This is a genomic window from Candidatus Hydrogenedentota bacterium, assembly GCA_013359265.1.
Lineage (GTDB): Bacteria > Hydrogenedentota > Hydrogenedentia > Hydrogenedentales > SLHB01 > JABWCD01.
In genome coordinates, this window is the sequence record JABWCD010000001.1 from 132,138 (window position 1) to 147,029 (window position 14,892).

A 14,892-nucleotide genomic window follows, 5' to 3' on the forward strand; every position below is an offset into this window, starting at 1 on the left:
TCTCATGAATACTTCCATCTCAAGTAAAGGTCAGATTGTTCTTCCAGCGAAACTTCGCAAGATGGATGGCATCGAGCCCGGTCAGCAATTCGAAATCGAACGAATAGGAAAAGGGGAATACAAGCTGAAGCGTAAAGCGCGACGCCGCAATGAGGGGTTGGTCGATCTGTTGCTCGCATGCCCTGTAAAGGATTGGTTTGTTTCACTGGATCGATCGGAGACCACGGAAGACATTTGGAACGCCCGCCTCAAATGAACTACCTTGTGGACGCAAACGTCTTAAGTGAGACCATGCGCCAATCGCCAGACCCGAGGGTTGTTGCGTGGCTTCGCAGCCACGAGCAGGCACTCGTTATCGATCCCATAATACTTGGGGAGATTCGACTCGGAGTTTTGTCCCTGCCGCACGGACGCAAACGTATTGCGCTCGAGTCCTGGTTTGAAACTGTTGTGCGTGCGGTCAAGTGCTTACCGTGGGATCGCACAATAGGCGAGCGGTGGGCGCGCCTTGTGGTAGAAATGAACCAAAAAGGAAAGCGGCTGCCGGCCCTGGACAGTATGATTGCGGCGACAGCACTCACCCACAATCTTGTTGTCGTGACAAGAAACGTGGGCGATTTTCAGAGGGCCGGTGTAAGAGTTCTCAATCCATTCATGTGAACCCGATGGAGGGCTGCATTTGTGCATACTCCGCTGAAACGACGCGAGTTTCTTAAGACCGTAAGCGTTACGGCAACCGGCGCATTGATCGGCGGCTACCGCGCCTCGGCCGCGGGACTGCCCGCGAATGAAACCATCCATATCGGTCTTATCGGCACGGGCGGCCGTTGCGGCCAGTTGATGGAGCGCCTGACGAACATGCCCGGCGTTAAAGTCATCGCCGTGTGCGACACGTGGGACGTCAACCTCGAGCGCGGCAAGACATTCGCGGAGCCCAACGCGCAGGCAACGCGTAATTATCAAGATCTGCTCGCCAATAAGGACGTGGACGCGGTCCTCGTCGTTACGCCCGACCATCTTCACGTGCCGATCACCATCGACGCGTGTGAGGCCGGAAAGGACGTATACGTTGAGAAGCCGCTCACGCACGATATCGCCGAAGGCCAGTCGGTCACTGACGCTAAGAACAAAACCGGCCGCATTGTACAAGTCGGCATGCAACAGCGCAGCATGCCCCACCTCGCCGAAGCCCGCGAGATCATCAAGTCCGGCCAATTGGGCACGATAAGAAAGGTCCACCTCACGTGGAACCGAAACTCCGGGCCAACCAAGAAGGTCATTCCAAGCATCCCCGAAAACACCGTCGACTGGAAAGCTTTTCTTGGCAACGCGAAGGACCAGCCCTTCGATCCGTACAAGATGCGCAACTGGCGCTTCTTCTGGGATTTTGGCGGCGGCGTATTCACGGACCTCATGGTCCACTTCATCGACGTCGCGCATTGGTTCCTCGATTTGGACCACCCCGACGTCGCCACCAGCATCGGAAACTGGTTCAACCGAAAGGACCAATGGGAAACGCCGGACACGGTCCAGACGCTCATGCAGTACAACGACCCCGAAGTGCAGGTCTACTACGAAGGCACGTTCTACAACGCGCGCAACGCGGCGATGATGGAATACATGGGTTCTGAAGCGACGCTCTACTGCGATCGTGGCCGTTACGAAATCCACCCCGAATACGACCGGAAGATCGAGTATAAGGAAAAAGTTGTGGGGACAGGTGCGCGCGGACAGGACTTCTACGATCAACCCGACGGCGAGCTGCTACACCTCGGCAATTGGCTCGAGTGCATCCGTTCGCGCAAGGCGCCCAACGCACCCGTCGAGGCGGGCGTCAGTGCCGCGAACGCGGCCCACCTTGCGAACAAGGCGCTCCGGGAAAACGCCGTCGCGCGGTGGTCATAACGTCGCCTAGTACCAGACGGTCACCACGATAACCGGTTCCTGCACGGCGGACTGGTGGCCGCGCTCATATCCGAAGGATTGCTTGATGTGCTTCGGCTCGACGTTGTGCTCCGCGAGCCACTCGTTGATGTGTTCCTCCATCTGCTGCAGCGACTCCATCGAAACCTTTCCCACAAAGGTTTGCACGCGCATCGGAATCCTCCTCCCCTCGACCCTACCCGCGCGCAGTATATCAAGTTGCGCGCGTCCATGTGCGTGCATGCGCGTCCGCGTGTAGAATCCGGCCATGCAAATCGAAATTCGCGATTACGAATCCAAAGACGAAGCCGAGTGGATGCGCGTCCACGCGATCATCATGACCCAGTCCCACGCGTGGAACTACTGCATCCAGGAGCGCCCGGCGTACGAGGGCTACTCGAGCACCCGGCTCGTCGCGCTGCACAACGGCTGCATTATCGGCCTAACCGACTGCCAGTACGAAAACGAACCCGGTGAAATCTGTTACCTGCGCGACAGCCGCGGCGGCTACGTCTGCGAGTTCGGCCGCCTCCCTGAATTCCGCGGCTGCAACCTCGGCAAACGCCTCATCGACGCCACCATTGAAAGTGCCAGAGCGAAGGGAATCCGGCGCCTCGAATACTGGAGCCAGGACCGCAACGCGCAGCGTTTCTACCAGAGGCTCGGCATGCCCGAGATAGGCCGGCACTACCGCTTTCGCATGAAACCAACGCAAGCCATGAAGGATTTACTCGGTGAGCGCCAAATCGGGATCGAGTACGTCTATGGCGTGTGCCTGCCCGAAGAGTGGCCGCTCGTGAAGGAGCGATACGAAGTCCTGCAAAAACACCCCCTCGAGCCGCACCTCTGCGTGGGGTACGAAGTGCGTTTTTGATCCCGAGAGTGGCCTTGCCACTCGGCAGCCTTTCATGTATCCTGAATGCGTAGCGGGTGACACCCCAACATATTGGGTAACGACATGCCTCCTCTAATTCGCCAGCAGAAGAAACAGCCCAGCATCTTTAAGATAGTCTTCGGCATTTTCGCCGTCGGCGCGCTGGCCTACGGCGGGTATTGGGGCGTGACCCGTATCTTCTCCGGCGGCGGCGTCGAGGCTGTCCAGACGACCGCCCCCACGACGCTCGATACGGCGCGCGCGCTCCTCGAAGAGGGTAAGTCAAACGAGGCGCGCGATGCCCTGCGCCCCCTTGCGGCAGGCTCGACGGACGCACAAATCGCCGTACCGGCGCTCATGATGCTCGCCGACCTCGATGCCCGCGCTGGCGACCGCGCGAGCGCTATCGAATCCCTCAAGCGCATCACGGCGGAATTTGCCGCGAGCCCGGAACGCCCCCGTGCTCTGGCGCAGTATGCCAGGCTCCTCGAAGATGACGGCAAGACCCAGGAAGCTCTCGCCGTCTATAACGACATCCGCGCCAATGCCCCCGCCGAATTCCGCGCACCCGCGCTCAGCGGCATCGCCCGGCAGGCCGAAAAGGACGGCAAAATATCCGAGGCGCGCGATCTCTACGCCGAGGCCGCCAAGTCGGCGACATGGGACAGCCCGGCTTGGAACGAGGCCATCGACGCAATGGGCCGCGCCAACATCGCCCTGGTGTTCTCGCCCAACGAGACGCCGGAGAGCAAAGTGTACACGGTTGAGAAAGGCGACAACCTGACTTCCATTGGCATCAAGCTAAACACTACGCAGGGGTTGCTCACCCGCGCCAACGGAATCGAAGCCGACACGAAACTGAGCCTCGGCCAGCGCCTGAAGTGGACGCCAAAGGACTTTCGCATCGTTATCGAGCGCTCCAAATGCCGCATATTCCTGCTCGACTCGAATGGAATCTTCAAGCGATATTCGTGCGGCCTCGGCAAACCCGGTCATGAGACGACCCTCGGTGTATTCAAGATCGGTAACAAGGAAAAGGACCCCGTCTGGCACAAGCCCGGCGAAGGCCCGATACCCCCGGGCGACCCGCGCAATCTGCTCGGCTCCCGGTGGATGCCGATGGTTCCCGTACAGGAGGGGCTCCCAAAAGACCTCGGCATTCACGGCGCGCCAGACCCCACGACCGTCGGCTCGTTCTCCTCGAACGGCTGCGCGCGCATGAAGATGGAGGAAGTCGAGGAACTCTACGACCTTGTCGTCCGCTCGACCCCGGTTCAAGTGGTCGAAGTCGTCGACCCCGCAACGCTCGACACACTTGCGCTCGCACAAGCCTAATGCCGCGTCTTTGCGGTTTTCTCATCCCGTGCCGCGCGGTGTATACTTCCGCCTTTCCCTTCACGTTCTAGGAGACACTCCGTGAAGCATCTCGCATTCGCCGTCGCCATTGCTATGTGTCTGACCGGTTGCCACACGTTCATGCGCGTCGCGCCGGACTACGCCGACTTGCCGGTTGACGACGTCAAGGCCGTCGCCGCCGAAATCGAACAGGCCATTCACAACAAGGAGCGACAGCCCGACATCAAGAATCGCGGCGCTGTCGTTGTCGAAACGGACGCGATCAAGCAAGCCATCCGCACGCGTGCCGCGCGCGCACACCTAATCGAGGCCTTCCTCGAAACCGGCCACCTCATGGAGGCCAATAACGGTCTCGTGTCCATCTTGCGCACCCGCGAGTACAAGCACTTCGGGTCCAGCCGCGACCGCGACCGCAATGCCCAGCTCGTGCTCGGCGAAAACGCCGACCGGTGGGCGCTCTACGAAGGAATCCTCAAGGCAAGCAACTTCTCGCCCAAGTCGCTTCCCGCGGTCCAGCGCATTTTCTTCGAGGCCCATCTCGCCGTCCTGCCCGACGGCTCCAAATTTGAAGATGAAAGTGGAAACGTGGCATACAAAGGGGGCTCCCCTGCCGCAAAAACCAACTAGCGCTGTGGCGGGAGCGCGCGCCATAGTTCCCATGACCCCCATTGCTCCCATAGACACAGCCCAGCCAACGCGATGGCGCCGCCGATGATCACGGGAACTGCTACCGCCACGATGCCCAATCTGGCCATCGATCTCGGCGGACTAAAGATGAAGAACCCCGTCACCGTTGCGTCGGGCACTTTCGGCTATGGCGGCGAGTACAGTCAATATTTTGACATCGGCCGCCTCGGCGCGGTCACAACCAAGAGCCTTTCGCTCAAGCCCCGCGCCGGAAACAAACCGCCACGGCTCGTCGAAACACCTGCGGGCATGCTCAACGCTATCGGCCTGCAGAACGTCGGCATTGAAACCTACTTCAACGACAAACTCCCGTTCCTTCGCGCCAAAGGCGCTACGATCATCGCCAATATCTACGGCCATTTCCCCGATGAATACGTCGAACTTGCGCGCCGTCTGGACGAAGCCGGCGCGGCAGACGCCATCGAGGCGAACCTGTCGTGCCCAAACGTACACGACGCCCGCAAAGCCAAGGGCGCAGTGCTCGTCTCACAGGACCCGCGCTGTGTCGAGGACTACACGCGCGCGATCCGCGCCGCAACGCGATTGCCCCTCATCATCAAGCTCACGCCAAACGTCATGGACATTACGGAACCCGCCCTCGCTGCGGAGGCCGCTGGCGCAGATGCGTTGTGCCTCATCAATACACTGCTTGGCATGGCCATCGACGCGGAGACGCGCCGCCCGCGCCTCTCCAATATCGTCGGCGGCCTCAGCGGCCCCGCGATTCGCCCAGTCGCCGTAAAGATGGTTTGGGACGCACACCGCGTTGTCAAGATTCCCATCATCGGCACCGGCGGCATCTGCCACCCGGACGACGCCATCGAATTCTTGCTTGCCGGCGCCACTGCGGTTTCCATCGGCTCAATGACGTTCCGCCAACCCGACGCCGCCATGCGCGTGCTCGAAGGTATCGAGGATTATCTCGTGCGGCATTCGATCACTGACGTTAACGATCTCATTGGCGCGATGAGAGTGTAGCGAAATGCCATTTGGATTCGTACGCACCATCTCGGTTTCGAATACAACTTCGGCCACAAAGCTCGCTGTGGCCAAGACAACCACGAAGTCAACTTCTTCTACCTTGTCCATTGGGTCCATCGCGTCCATTATGTCCATCGCCACGATAAAGTCATTCTCACTCCTTGGGTCCCTTCCGTCATTTAGGTCCTTCGGCTTGTGCCATGCCCACTGAACTCATCATCGCCCTCGACGTAGACTCCCTCGACGCCGCCAAGCGCGCCGTCGACACCTGCGTCGGTTGCACCTGGTTCAAGGCCGGCCTCCAACTCTTTTCCCGCACCGGCCCCGCGATCGTCGATCAACTCCGCGGCGCTGGCAAACACGTCTTCCTCGATCTCAAACTCCACGACATCCCGAACACGGTAAAGCACGCCGCGCGCGCCGCCGCCGATCTCGGTGTTGACCTGATGACCGTTCACGCAAGCGGCGGGCGCAAAATGATCGCGGCAGCGCGCGAAGCCGTCGACGGTACGGAAACCCGCATCCTCGCGGTCACCGTACTTACCAGCATCAGCAGCGACGTCTTGCGCGACGAAGTCGGCATCAAGGCCGGCGCGGAAACGACAGTCTCCCGACTTGCGAAGCTCGCCTACGAAAGCGGCGCGCATGGCATCGTCTCTTCTCCCCACGAAATTGCGGTCGTACGCGAATCCGTTGGTCGCAGCACGCTAATCGTCACGCCCGGAATTCGGCCCGCATGGGCAGTCGCAGACGATCAGGCTCGATTCCTCACACCGCGCGACGCCGCCCGCGCAGGCGCGGACTTCATCGTGGTGGGCCGCCCCATACTGAAACACGACAGCCCCGCCGAAGCGGTGGCGCTTGTACTAAAGGAATTGACCGCATGACCTCCGGACAAGTCCTCGATATCTTCCGCGCGACGGGCGCGCTGCTCGAAGGCCACTTCCTCTACACCAGCGGCCGACACGGCGCGCACTTCGTTCAGGCATCCCGCGTGCTCCAGTTTCCGAACTACACCGAACGCCTCTGCAAGGCCATCGCGGAAAAGTGGGCCGGTGACACGATAGAACTCGTCGTCGGGCCTGCGACCGGCGGCATCATCCTGTCATACGAAACCGCGCGCCATCTCGAATGCCGATCCGTGTTCACCGAAAGGGATGGCGCAGGCGGCATGTCCCTCAAGCGCGGGTTCCGCCTCGATCCCGGCACCAACATCCTCGTTGTCGAAGACATCGTCACCACCGGCGGATCGGTGAAGAAGACCATCGACCACCTTCGTTCGCGCGGCGCGCGCATCGCCGGCGTCTCTGTCCTCGTCGACCGCAGCGGCGGCGAGGCCAATTTCGATTGTCCATACAAACCGCTCGCATACCTCGCGCTCAAGAGCTACGACCCGAAGGAATGCCCCGGTTGCCAGGACAAGATTCCGCTCAGTGACCCAGACGATCTGGTAATCTAATGATAACAATGCGCCGCACCGCCGCATTTTTCTTCATGGCGCTGGGCCCGTTAGCGCGCGCCGGCGAGCCGCCCCAGTCACTGCCATTCGCCGCCGCCGATCACGGCGCCATCGCGAGACAACTCAACGCCCCCGGCATCACCGTACTCAAGCCCGACAAAGACGAAGCCGAATGGTGGGCGGGTGCGCCCTCGGTGGTTCGCGACAAGGACGGAACTTTCTGGATGGCCTGCCGCATGCGCACCGGCGAAGGCGAACGTGGCCTTCGCGGATACGAGGTTCGCATCGTGCGCAGCGACGATGGCGAGCGCTTTGAGAAAGTCCTGAGCATCAAGCGCGAGGAAGTCCCCATCCCCGGTTTTGAACGCCCTGCGCTCCTCATTGATCCGAACACCGGCAAGTTCAAACTCTACGCGTGCGGCCCGTGGAAGAATGGCCCGTGGTCGATCGTCAAATTCGACGACGCCGCCAGCCCCTCCGAATTCGTCGCTTCCACTGCGAGGCCCGTTATCGTTCCGCGCGAAAGCACCTACGAACGCGATCAGCAGCCCGTCGAATACAAAGACCCCGTCATCATTCACGCCTACGGCAAGTATCACTGCTACGTCATCGGCTATATCCGCCGCAATGAACGCATCTTCCATTTCGCGAGCGATGACGGCGAGCAGTGGGCCCCCGTCGGCAATCCCTACGAACCGATCATGGACCTCGCCGGCTGGCACGACTTCTTCGTCCGCCCCGCCTCCGTCGTACCCACCGGCGCGGGCTATCTCTTCGTTTACGAAGGATCGAAAACGTCCTGGTATGATCCCGTCTACAACGTCGCGACCGGCATCGCCTATACCTTTGACCTGCACAGAATCATCGACCTGACGCCCGGCGCTCCGATCGCGGTCAGTGCCACGCCCAGCGAACACTTCGCCACCTTCCGATACTCCAGTTGGCTCCGCGTCGGCGACGGTCTCTGGGTCTACGCCGAAGTCACAGCGCCAAACGACACGAAGGAAATTCGGCTGTACAAACCGGCTTCGTAGGGCCGCCCCCACCACACAAGACTCGCGCGCGGCTCCGCCTTCACGCCGTTCTGCGGGTTGAGTCCATACTCCTCATTCTCTGGTATGATCGCCCCGCCAACCACGCACCATATGTAACTTCAAGGATCGTAATGAACAACCTTTCCCAGTCCAGCGGACCACAACCTACTCCCGGCGATCGCCACTCGCCCGGCAGTCAGCACACGACCCGAAATGTCGGTGCAATTGGCGGCGTCCTCGTTGCCATCGGCCTACTTCTCGCCAAATTCAAGTTTCTGCTCGTCCCCGTCCTCAAGTTCTTCCCGCTGATTTTCAAAACCGGCGGCACAATGATCCTCTCGATCGTCTTCTACGCGATGGAATGGGGCTGGTGGTACGCCACGGGCTTTGTCCTGCTCATCCTCATTCACGAATGTGGACATCTCGTCATGGCGCGCCGGTTCGGCCTCAACGCCGGCTGGCCCGTCTTCATCCCGTTCATGGGCGCTGTCATCGCCCTCAAGGACGCGCCGAAAAACGCATGGATCGAAGCATGGGTTGGAATCGGTGGACCAATACTGGGAACGCTCGGCGCCATCGTCTGCGAGATCATCTTCCTCGCCACCGGAGAACCGATCTTCCGCGCCCTCGCCTACACCGGGTTCTTCCTGAATCTCTTCAACCTCGCACCCATATCCCCGCTCGATGGCGGCCGCATTGCGACCGCGCTGTCGCCGTGGCTGTGGATCGTCGGCCTGCTCATCATCGGGACTCTGGCCGTGCTCCGCCCGAACTTCATCTGCTTCCTCATCATCGCGCTCGCGTTGCCCCGTCTCGTCACCTTGTTCCGCAAGCGCACCGACGAGGAACGCCGCTTCTTCGAGCTCTCCGGCAGCCAACGCCTTACCATGGCCTTCTTCTACTTCGGTCTTGTCGGCTTCCTTGTTATGGGCATGCACTTCAGCCATATACCGCCGCCCGACCAGCCGCAGGTGCGGACGGAAGAAGAACTGGAGTCCTTAGACTGGCCCACTTCGCTCGATTCGCCGGCTCCGCTACAAGACGGGAACTTCGATCGCGTCGCGTACTTTACGCATTCGAGCTCAGGTCATCCGTCTTGATGCGCCTTCGCCTACTCCGGACTCGGCACGAACGCGTCCGCGTAGATATCGCTGAGGGATGCCCCAGCCAAAAACGTTTTGCGCTGCATGATCCGCACGAAGTCCGGGTGACCACACAGATAGACCTTGTGTCCGCTGAGCTTCGGAACGGTCTGTAGGCTAAACTGATCGAGCGGTACGGTCGCGACACCATCCGCCTCGCCCTGAAGCACGCTCGCGTAGTAGTGAACGTTTGCGTTCCGCGACGCCATCGCCCGCAGTTCGTCGGCAAGATACAGCCCCTCCGGCCGAATCGCGCCGTGAAACAGATGAATCGGCCCTTCGTGTCCCCGGCGCAGTGCATCGCGCACAATGCCGTAGAGCGGCGCGAGCCCGGTATTCGTACCCGCAAGAAATATCGGCTGGTGTGCGTTCCCCGGAACGTAGAAGCAATTCCCCACGGGCCCCAACAGCGCGACCTGCGCGCCCAACCCGTCGCGCCGGTGCATCCACCCGCTCATCCTTCCGCCCGGCACCGCCGCGACGTGGAGTTCGAGCAACTCGTCTTCCTCGGGCACACTCGCAAGCGAATAACTTCGCACCAGCCCGTCCGCGCGCACTAGATTGACGTATTGACCCGGCCGGTATTCGATCGGCTTTTCCGTGCGCACTCGCACGCGCACCACCGTCGCATTCAGCGGATCGATTGATTCGATAGACCCGGGCGTGCGCAGCAGCGCCGTGTCGATCAGCGCTATCTCGACGTCACCCTCCGGAACGAAACAACACGCCAGCACGTATCCTTGCGCTCGCAACGTGTCGCGCAGGCCCGTCTGCGCCTTCGCCGGTATTGTCCCGCTAACCGCCCGCATGATGCACGACTGGCAGACGCCACTCTTGCAGGAGTGTGGCATGGCGAAACCGTTCCGCAGCAGGCAATCGAGAACGCTCTCCCCCTCCCGCGCGGCATACCGCTCGTTCTGGAAATGAATGTCGTGCATGGCGCGCCTGCGCGTCAAACCGAGCGTACCAGGCGACCGCCGCTCCTACCTCCCCAGCACGTCGTTACGCGTACTCTCCGCGATTGCGGCAACCTGATCGATCAGGTCCTGCGCCACCCCCATTTCCTGCAACGTCGCGCCGAGATCCTCGACCACCGCGTCAAAGTGGCTGTCGTTGAGCCCCCGCTGCACCAAGTGGGCGTGCCCCCGGCGCATGTCGAGGCCCGTGTAATCGTTCGGCCCGCCGAACGCATACGTCAAGAACGCCTTCTGCTTGGCCGCCTGGCGCGCCATATCGACCCCGTCAAAGAAATGCGCTATGCGGTCGTCGGACAAGACCCTCCTGTAAAACAAGTCTACCGCCGCATCGACCGCCGCTGCCCCGCCCAATTGCTCGTAAAGCGTGCTCATTCAACATTTCCCCCTTCAGTAATGGTTCGAGAGACCCCCTTGAAACACTCAGAAAAAGATGTATTTTTCACACATCTTAAACAAATGTTGCATTATACACCCTCTACATGTCAAATTAAGGTAAGGGTCCAACGGCTCGGGGGAGATAGCGTTGGACCAAGGGGGAGACTGTAATGCATCTTACCCACTATACCGATTACGCCCTTCGCACGCTTATTTTCCTGGCGGCCAAGGGCGAACCCTCCACCATTGCGGAGGTCGCAACACGCTTTCGCATTTCGCGAAACCATCTCGTTAAGGTCGTACACAGCCTGGGCAAGACCGGACTTATCAAGACCGAACGCGGCAAACTGGGCGGCATTCGGCTCGCGCACCCGGCAAACCAGATTAAGGTCGGCGACGTCGTCCGTAAAATGGAGGTAAACTTCCACTTGGTGGAATGTTTCTGTCCGGCCCACAACGAGTGCCCGATCACCCCGGTATGCGACCTAAAGCGCGTGCTCGAGGAAGCGTTTGACAATTTCATGGTCGTGCTGGACCGCTATACGCTCGCCGACATGATTGCCGAACGGCAACCGCTCATGCAATTGCTGCAGCCGGCCGCAAACGCAGAGACGTCGCCTGCGCGCGCGTAGCCCCCTTACATAAAAATCGTCGTGTCGCCGAAAAACGTCTCGATGATGTTCTGCAGAATCGGCGGAACGTTAAGTCCGTAAAGATTCGTCAGAAACGAGATCGCATTCGCAATAAATCCAAGCAGCAGACTGCCTGTCATGTCGCGTACTCCCGCGCTTCGCGCACCGTAACCAAACGCTCGTTCAATCGCACGCTTTACATATCGGCATTTTCGATCTAACCCAAGAATGAGCGAGAAACGCTGCCGCGCTCGCGCACGTGTTGCTCTTGAAATATTCGATCTCGCCCCTCGTCGTTTAAGTCTTTTCAGTACTTTAGGTCCTTTCGACCTCCGCGAATTTCGGGCACGCCGTTTCTGCGATGGCGCTAAAGCCCGCCGTCCGATTCTACCACGTAGGAGCTAATCGTGAACTTGTCGCAATCGTACCCGCGATGCATTGCGTACGATTCCGCCGCGATCTGGATAGGCACGATGTCCGTTAAGAACTGCCAATCCGCGGAAATCGCCGGCAAATCGATCCAAAGATCGCGCGGATCGCGCGTCACACCCTGTCCGATGACCATCAACGCGCAATGCCGTTTCCTCAGGTCGTCGACGAGCCGCAGGTCCTGCCCGCGCGAACGCACCGGATCGATCCACAGCGCGAACCGCGCCTCCCCCGCCGCGAGGATTTCCTGCGGTCCGTGACGAAAGGTGCTCGTCGTCATCGACGTCGACGCCGCCTTCGCCACTTCCAGCCACAGCAGGCGTGCTTCGTAGCTGCTCGCCATGCTGCACCCCCGCGCAAGGAAAAATGTCGGCCCCTCCGCCTCGAGCCAACCCGACTTCCGAATCTCGCCACGCCACGCATCCACGCGCGCGTTCGTACTTTCGAACGCGCCGCCAAGCTGCTCGACAAGTGCATCGGTCAACGAATCGGTCGATTGCGCCGCAAGCAGTCCCCCCACCAGTCCCGGCGCCGTGTACGTCGCGATCGATGCCGCCGTGTCAAACGAGACGTTGCACAACAGCGTCACGTCGGCGCGCTGCGCCAGCGGACTTTCCGCCGCGTTCGTGATCGCGATCACTTTCGACTTCGCCTGCGCTGCCTTGCCGATCACGCTCACAACCTCGACGCTACGCCCGCTCCGCGACAGCACGATCAACGCAGTATCCGGCGGAATCGGGCACATAAACTCCAACTCCGCCGTTTCCACCAAATGTGCGGGAATACCAAACTGGTGAAAGATGTGCTGCACACCAATCCCGGCATGCCAACTCGCGCCGATGCCGGTGATGTATACGTGCCGCGCCTTCTTCACCAAAACCGCCGCCGCATCGAGCTGCGCGCGCCCCACGGCCGTCGTATGGTCCAAACATGTCCGAAGTTCGCCCATCTGGCGAACGATGTCTTGCCACAACTTGCTCACCGTCCGACCTTCTTTTCCGCAAGCATGCACAGCCCGTCCGACTCTATGCCCAACGGCCGATTGATCAGATTGTAGTAATTTTCCATCGCGTTCACCCACGTGATCTCGACGATTTCTTCCTCGGAGAAGTGCATCTTCAATTCCGCGAATGTCTCGTCCGAAACATTCTTTGTTTTCGTCACCTCTTCGACGTACGCCAACGCCGCGCGCTCGCGTTCCGTATACAATTCGCTCGTCGCATAATTCGGCAGCGCCCGCATTTTCTCGGGCGGCACATGCGCGAAGACCGAATGCGCCTGCGCGATGTCCACACAGAACCCGCACCCGTTGATCGACGCCACGTGCGTGTTGATCAATGCTACCAGTCCCTTGTCCAGCCGCAACCCGTTCTGCGCAAAATTCACGATCGCCCGCGACATTCCGAGCGATTTGGGCATCCGCGCGTACACGACCTTCAACGGCGTAATCACCCGCCCATACGCCCGCCGCGTCATCCAATACGCAAGGCGCAACATTAGCGTTTTCGGTTGTTCAATCGGTGCAAGTCGCATGACTATTTCACTCCGTTCACTTCTGACTGTCCGGCAGAATTAAGAAAGCAGCACGATTGCCCAATCGACAGACGATACGCCGGAATCCGCCCAACTTCCAAGCGCGGCGACATGCCCGCCTTTTCACGCCTCCGCAGCGCCTTCGTACGCCTCCCCGTGCCATATATGACGTCTAGAGCAAGCCAAGTTCGAGTGCACCGTCTGTTTCGTGCTCGTGAGTCGTCATTGTACTCGTACTCGAAACTCGAAAAGATCGAGTACGAAGACGAGGCAGGAGCACGAGCACGCCGTGCAGCCGGCCGCGAAACGCTCTGGTAGTCCCGCTTCATCCGCCCCGACAGCCAGGTCCACTTCGTCCATTAAGTCCAATGTGTCGGCTCGCTCTCCTTGGTCCTTTTGGTCATTCTGGTCCTTTGAGTCCCTTCGCACCTTCACACCTTGATCCGCCCTCCTTCCCCGGCGCACCATACCGCCCATGCCAGTCAGCACATCCGTTCACATCACGCACTGTCTTCGATACATCATCAACATGCGCCCCCGCTCGATTCTCGATATCGGCTGCGGCTTCGGCATGTGGGGCTTTCTCTCGCGTATGTACCTCGATGTCGCCGAGGAGCGCGTACAACCCGCCGACTGGAAACTCCGCGTGGATGGACTCGAACTCTTCGAACCCTACATCCAAACGCACCAGCGCGCGCTCTACTCGAACATTTTCATCGGGGATGTGCGCGAACTCGCGCCAAAGGTGGAGAATTACGAACTCATCATCGCCGGCGACGTCATCGAACACCTCGACAAGGACGACGGCGAGACTGTCATCGAACAACTCTACGACAAGGCAACCCGCGCGCTCTTGGTCAATATCCCGCTCGGCGAAGGCTGGGAACACCCCGAACGCCACGGCAACCCCGGCGAACTCCACCGCAGCCAGTGGTACATCGAGGATTTCCACCCCTACCCCAACATCGCCGAAACGTTCACGCTCCCTGCCGGGGCCTACGGCAGCTTCTTTTGCCCCAAAGACTGCCCTACGGACGAACGCGTGCTCGGTCTCCTAAGCCTCGCTGACCGCCGCAAGAACGAAGGCCGCATCGAGCGCGCGCTCAAGTATGCCCGCAAGGCCCGCTCCCTCGACCCCGCGCACCAGGAAACCGTTCTCTTCCTGGTCGACACCCTGCTCGGCAACCGCCAGACCAATGAGGCCATCGACCTGCTGCGCGCAGCCATCACGCAATCACCGGGCTTCCACTACGCGTACATCGCCCTGGCCCGCATCCTCCGCGCAACCAACAACACCCCCGAAGCCCAACGCATCGCCCAACAACTCCTCGCACTGCCCAACGTCGCCCCCGACCTCCACGCCCAAGCTGAATTGTTACTCGTTTAACTGGACAGATCCACAAAGGTTAGCAAGATTATTCCTCCCGACCAGACGTATACGGGTGCCGTATTCCCAAATCGAAAAACCCAAAGCTAGAACTGAACGATCC

At 60.2% G+C, this 14,892-nt stretch carries 18 protein-coding genes; 13 read left to right on the forward strand and 5 right to left on the reverse strand.

Annotated elements, in window-relative coordinates:
* The first annotated feature begins 4 nt into the window (after positions 1 to 4).
* Genes HUU46_00495 through HUU46_00505 form a run of 3 tightly spaced genes read left to right on the forward strand, consistent with a single transcriptional unit; the run spans position 5 to position 1,905 of the window.
* A complete protein-coding gene (locus tag HUU46_00495) occupies positions 5 to 256 on the forward strand; it encodes an AbrB/MazE/SpoVT family DNA-binding domain-containing protein (GenBank protein ID NUM52098.1) in 252 nt (83 codons plus the stop codon).
* Positions 253 to 660, forward strand: a complete 408-nt coding sequence (locus tag HUU46_00500) for a type II toxin-antitoxin system VapC family toxin (protein NUM52099.1) — start codon at positions 253 to 255, stop codon at positions 658 to 660. Before HUU46_00495 ends, HUU46_00500 begins: the two co-directional genes overlap by 4 nt.
* A gap of 33 nt (positions 661 to 693) precedes the next feature.
* Entirely contained in the window at positions 694 to 1,905 is a 1,212-nt protein-coding gene (locus tag HUU46_00505) for a Gfo/Idh/MocA family oxidoreductase (protein NUM52100.1), read from the forward strand.
* 6 nt (positions 1,906 to 1,911) lie between these two features.
* Here the strand turns inward: HUU46_00505 and HUU46_00510 are convergent, their stop codons facing one another.
* Positions 1,912 to 2,097 (reverse strand): hypothetical protein, encoded by a 186-nt coding sequence (locus HUU46_00510; GenBank protein NUM52101.1) that lies wholly within the window; start codon positions 2,095 to 2,097, stop codon positions 1,912 to 1,914.
* 94 nt (positions 2,098 to 2,191) lie between these two features.
* On the opposite strand from HUU46_00510, the gene HUU46_00515 reads away from it, so the two are divergent.
* The 8 genes from HUU46_00515 to HUU46_00550 all read left to right on the forward strand — a co-directional run bounded on the left by HUU46_00515 (position 2,192) and on the right by HUU46_00550 (position 9,414).
* Positions 2,192 to 2,797, forward strand: coding sequence for a GNAT family N-acetyltransferase (locus HUU46_00515; protein ID NUM52102.1), 606 nt, complete (start codon positions 2,192 to 2,194; stop codon positions 2,795 to 2,797).
* An 84-nt stretch (positions 2,798 to 2,881) separates the two neighbouring features.
* The gene (locus HUU46_00520; protein ID NUM52103.1) at positions 2,882 to 4,132 is read left to right on the forward strand and encodes a L,D-transpeptidase family protein; all 1,251 of its coding nucleotides are present in this window, start codon (positions 2,882 to 2,884) and stop codon (positions 4,130 to 4,132) included.
* An 81-nt stretch (positions 4,133 to 4,213) separates the two neighbouring features.
* Positions 4,214 to 4,780 carry a hypothetical protein gene (locus HUU46_00525; GenBank protein NUM52104.1) on the forward strand — a complete coding sequence of 189 codons (567 nt, stop codon included), beginning with the start codon at positions 4,214 to 4,216 and terminating at the stop codon, positions 4,778 to 4,780.
* A gap of 111 nt (positions 4,781 to 4,891) precedes the next feature.
* Positions 4,892 to 5,818 carry a dihydroorotate dehydrogenase gene (locus tag HUU46_00530; GenBank protein NUM52105.1) on the forward strand — a complete coding sequence of 309 codons (927 nt, stop codon included), beginning with the start codon at positions 4,892 to 4,894 and terminating at the stop codon, positions 5,816 to 5,818.
* A gap of 203 nt (positions 5,819 to 6,021) precedes the next feature.
* Positions 6,022 to 6,708 carry an orotidine-5'-phosphate decarboxylase gene (gene pyrF, locus HUU46_00535; GenBank protein ID NUM52106.1) on the forward strand — a complete coding sequence of 229 codons (687 nt, stop codon included), beginning with the start codon at positions 6,022 to 6,024 and terminating at the stop codon, positions 6,706 to 6,708.
* Positions 6,705 to 7,280 carry an orotate phosphoribosyltransferase gene (locus tag HUU46_00540; GenBank protein ID NUM52107.1) on the forward strand — a complete coding sequence of 192 codons (576 nt, stop codon included), beginning with the start codon at positions 6,705 to 6,707 and terminating at the stop codon, positions 7,278 to 7,280. Before pyrF ends, HUU46_00540 begins: the two co-directional genes overlap by 4 nt.
* The gene (locus HUU46_00545) at positions 7,280 to 8,314 is read left to right on the forward strand and encodes a hypothetical protein (GenBank protein ID NUM52108.1); all 1,035 of its coding nucleotides are present in this window, start codon (positions 7,280 to 7,282) and stop codon (positions 8,312 to 8,314) included. Before HUU46_00540 ends, HUU46_00545 begins: the two co-directional genes overlap by 1 nt.
* Positions 8,315 to 8,445: 131 nt before the next feature.
* Entirely contained in the window at positions 8,446 to 9,414 is a 969-nt protein-coding gene (locus HUU46_00550) for a site-2 protease family protein (protein NUM52109.1), read from the forward strand.
* A gap of 11 nt (positions 9,415 to 9,425) precedes the next feature.
* Here HUU46_00550 and HUU46_00555 read toward each other — a convergent pair whose 3' ends face one another.
* Positions 9,426 to 10,394: a 2Fe-2S iron-sulfur cluster binding domain-containing protein gene (locus tag HUU46_00555; GenBank protein ID NUM52110.1), complete on the reverse strand. Its 969-nt coding sequence runs from the start codon at positions 10,392 to 10,394 to the stop codon at positions 9,426 to 9,428.
* A gap of 45 nt (positions 10,395 to 10,439) precedes the next feature.
* Positions 10,440 to 10,805: a group 1 truncated hemoglobin gene (locus HUU46_00560; protein ID NUM52111.1), complete on the reverse strand. Its 366-nt coding sequence runs from the start codon at positions 10,803 to 10,805 to the stop codon at positions 10,440 to 10,442.
* Between the two features lie 173 nt (positions 10,806 to 10,978).
* Here HUU46_00560 and HUU46_00565 point away from each other — a divergent pair, with 173 nt between their 5' ends.
* Positions 10,979 to 11,440: an Rrf2 family transcriptional regulator gene (locus tag HUU46_00565; GenBank protein ID NUM52112.1), complete on the forward strand. Its 462-nt coding sequence runs from the start codon at positions 10,979 to 10,981 to the stop codon at positions 11,438 to 11,440.
* Between the two features lie 367 nt (positions 11,441 to 11,807).
* On the opposite strand, the gene HUU46_00570 is transcribed toward HUU46_00565, so the two are convergent.
* Positions 11,808 to 12,851 (reverse strand): SIS domain-containing protein, encoded by a 1,044-nt coding sequence (locus HUU46_00570; GenBank protein ID NUM52113.1) that lies wholly within the window; start codon positions 12,849 to 12,851, stop codon positions 11,808 to 11,810.
* Positions 12,848 to 13,402, reverse strand: coding sequence for a carboxymuconolactone decarboxylase family protein (locus HUU46_00575; protein NUM52114.1), 555 nt, complete (start codon positions 13,400 to 13,402; stop codon positions 12,848 to 12,850). The genes HUU46_00570 and HUU46_00575 overlap by 4 nt, the downstream gene beginning before the upstream one ends.
* 475 nt (positions 13,403 to 13,877) lie before the next feature.
* Here HUU46_00575 and HUU46_00580 point away from each other — a divergent pair, with 475 nt between their 5' ends.
* The gene (locus HUU46_00580; GenBank protein ID NUM52115.1) at positions 13,878 to 14,789 is read left to right on the forward strand and encodes a tetratricopeptide repeat protein; all 912 of its coding nucleotides are present in this window, start codon (positions 13,878 to 13,880) and stop codon (positions 14,787 to 14,789) included.
* Positions 14,790 to 14,892 lie beyond the last annotated feature (103 nt).

Bases quoted from the DNA above. Each gene is read 5' to 3' on its own strand.
- HUU46_00495 (NUM52098.1), top strand. From the start codon at position 5: ATGAATACTTCCATCTCAAGTAAAGGTCAGATTGTTCTTCCAGCGAAA.
- HUU46_00500 (NUM52099.1), top strand. From the start codon at position 253: ATGAACTACCTTGTGGACGCAAACGTCTTAAGTGAGACCATGCGCCAA.
- HUU46_00510 (NUM52101.1), bottom strand. From the start codon at position 2,097: ATGCGCGTGCAAACCTTTGTGGGAAAGGTTTCGATGGAGTCGCTGCAG.
- HUU46_00515 (NUM52102.1), top strand. From the start codon at position 2,192: ATGCAAATCGAAATTCGCGATTACGAATCCAAAGACGAAGCCGAGTGG.
- HUU46_00520 (NUM52103.1), top strand. From the start codon at position 2,882: ATGCCTCCTCTAATTCGCCAGCAGAAGAAACAGCCCAGCATCTTTAAG.
- HUU46_00530 (NUM52105.1), top strand. From the start codon at position 4,892: ATGCCCAATCTGGCCATCGATCTCGGCGGACTAAAGATGAAGAACCCC.
- pyrF (NUM52106.1), top strand. From the start codon at position 6,022: ATGCCCACTGAACTCATCATCGCCCTCGACGTAGACTCCCTCGACGCC.
- HUU46_00540 (NUM52107.1), top strand. From the start codon at position 6,705: ATGACCTCCGGACAAGTCCTCGATATCTTCCGCGCGACGGGCGCGCTG.
- HUU46_00545 (NUM52108.1), top strand. From the start codon at position 7,280: ATGATAACAATGCGCCGCACCGCCGCATTTTTCTTCATGGCGCTGGGC.
- HUU46_00550 (NUM52109.1), top strand. From the start codon at position 8,446: ATGAACAACCTTTCCCAGTCCAGCGGACCACAACCTACTCCCGGCGAT.
- HUU46_00555 (NUM52110.1), bottom strand. From the start codon at position 10,394: ATGCACGACATTCATTTCCAGAACGAGCGGTATGCCGCGCGGGAGGGG.
- HUU46_00560 (NUM52111.1), bottom strand. From the start codon at position 10,805: ATGAGCACGCTTTACGAGCAATTGGGCGGGGCAGCGGCGGTCGATGCG.
- HUU46_00565 (NUM52112.1), top strand. From the start codon at position 10,979: ATGCATCTTACCCACTATACCGATTACGCCCTTCGCACGCTTATTTTC.
- HUU46_00575 (NUM52114.1), bottom strand. From the start codon at position 13,402: ATGCGACTTGCACCGATTGAACAACCGAAAACGCTAATGTTGCGCCTT.
- HUU46_00580 (NUM52115.1), top strand. From the start codon at position 13,878: ATGCCAGTCAGCACATCCGTTCACATCACGCACTGTCTTCGATACATC.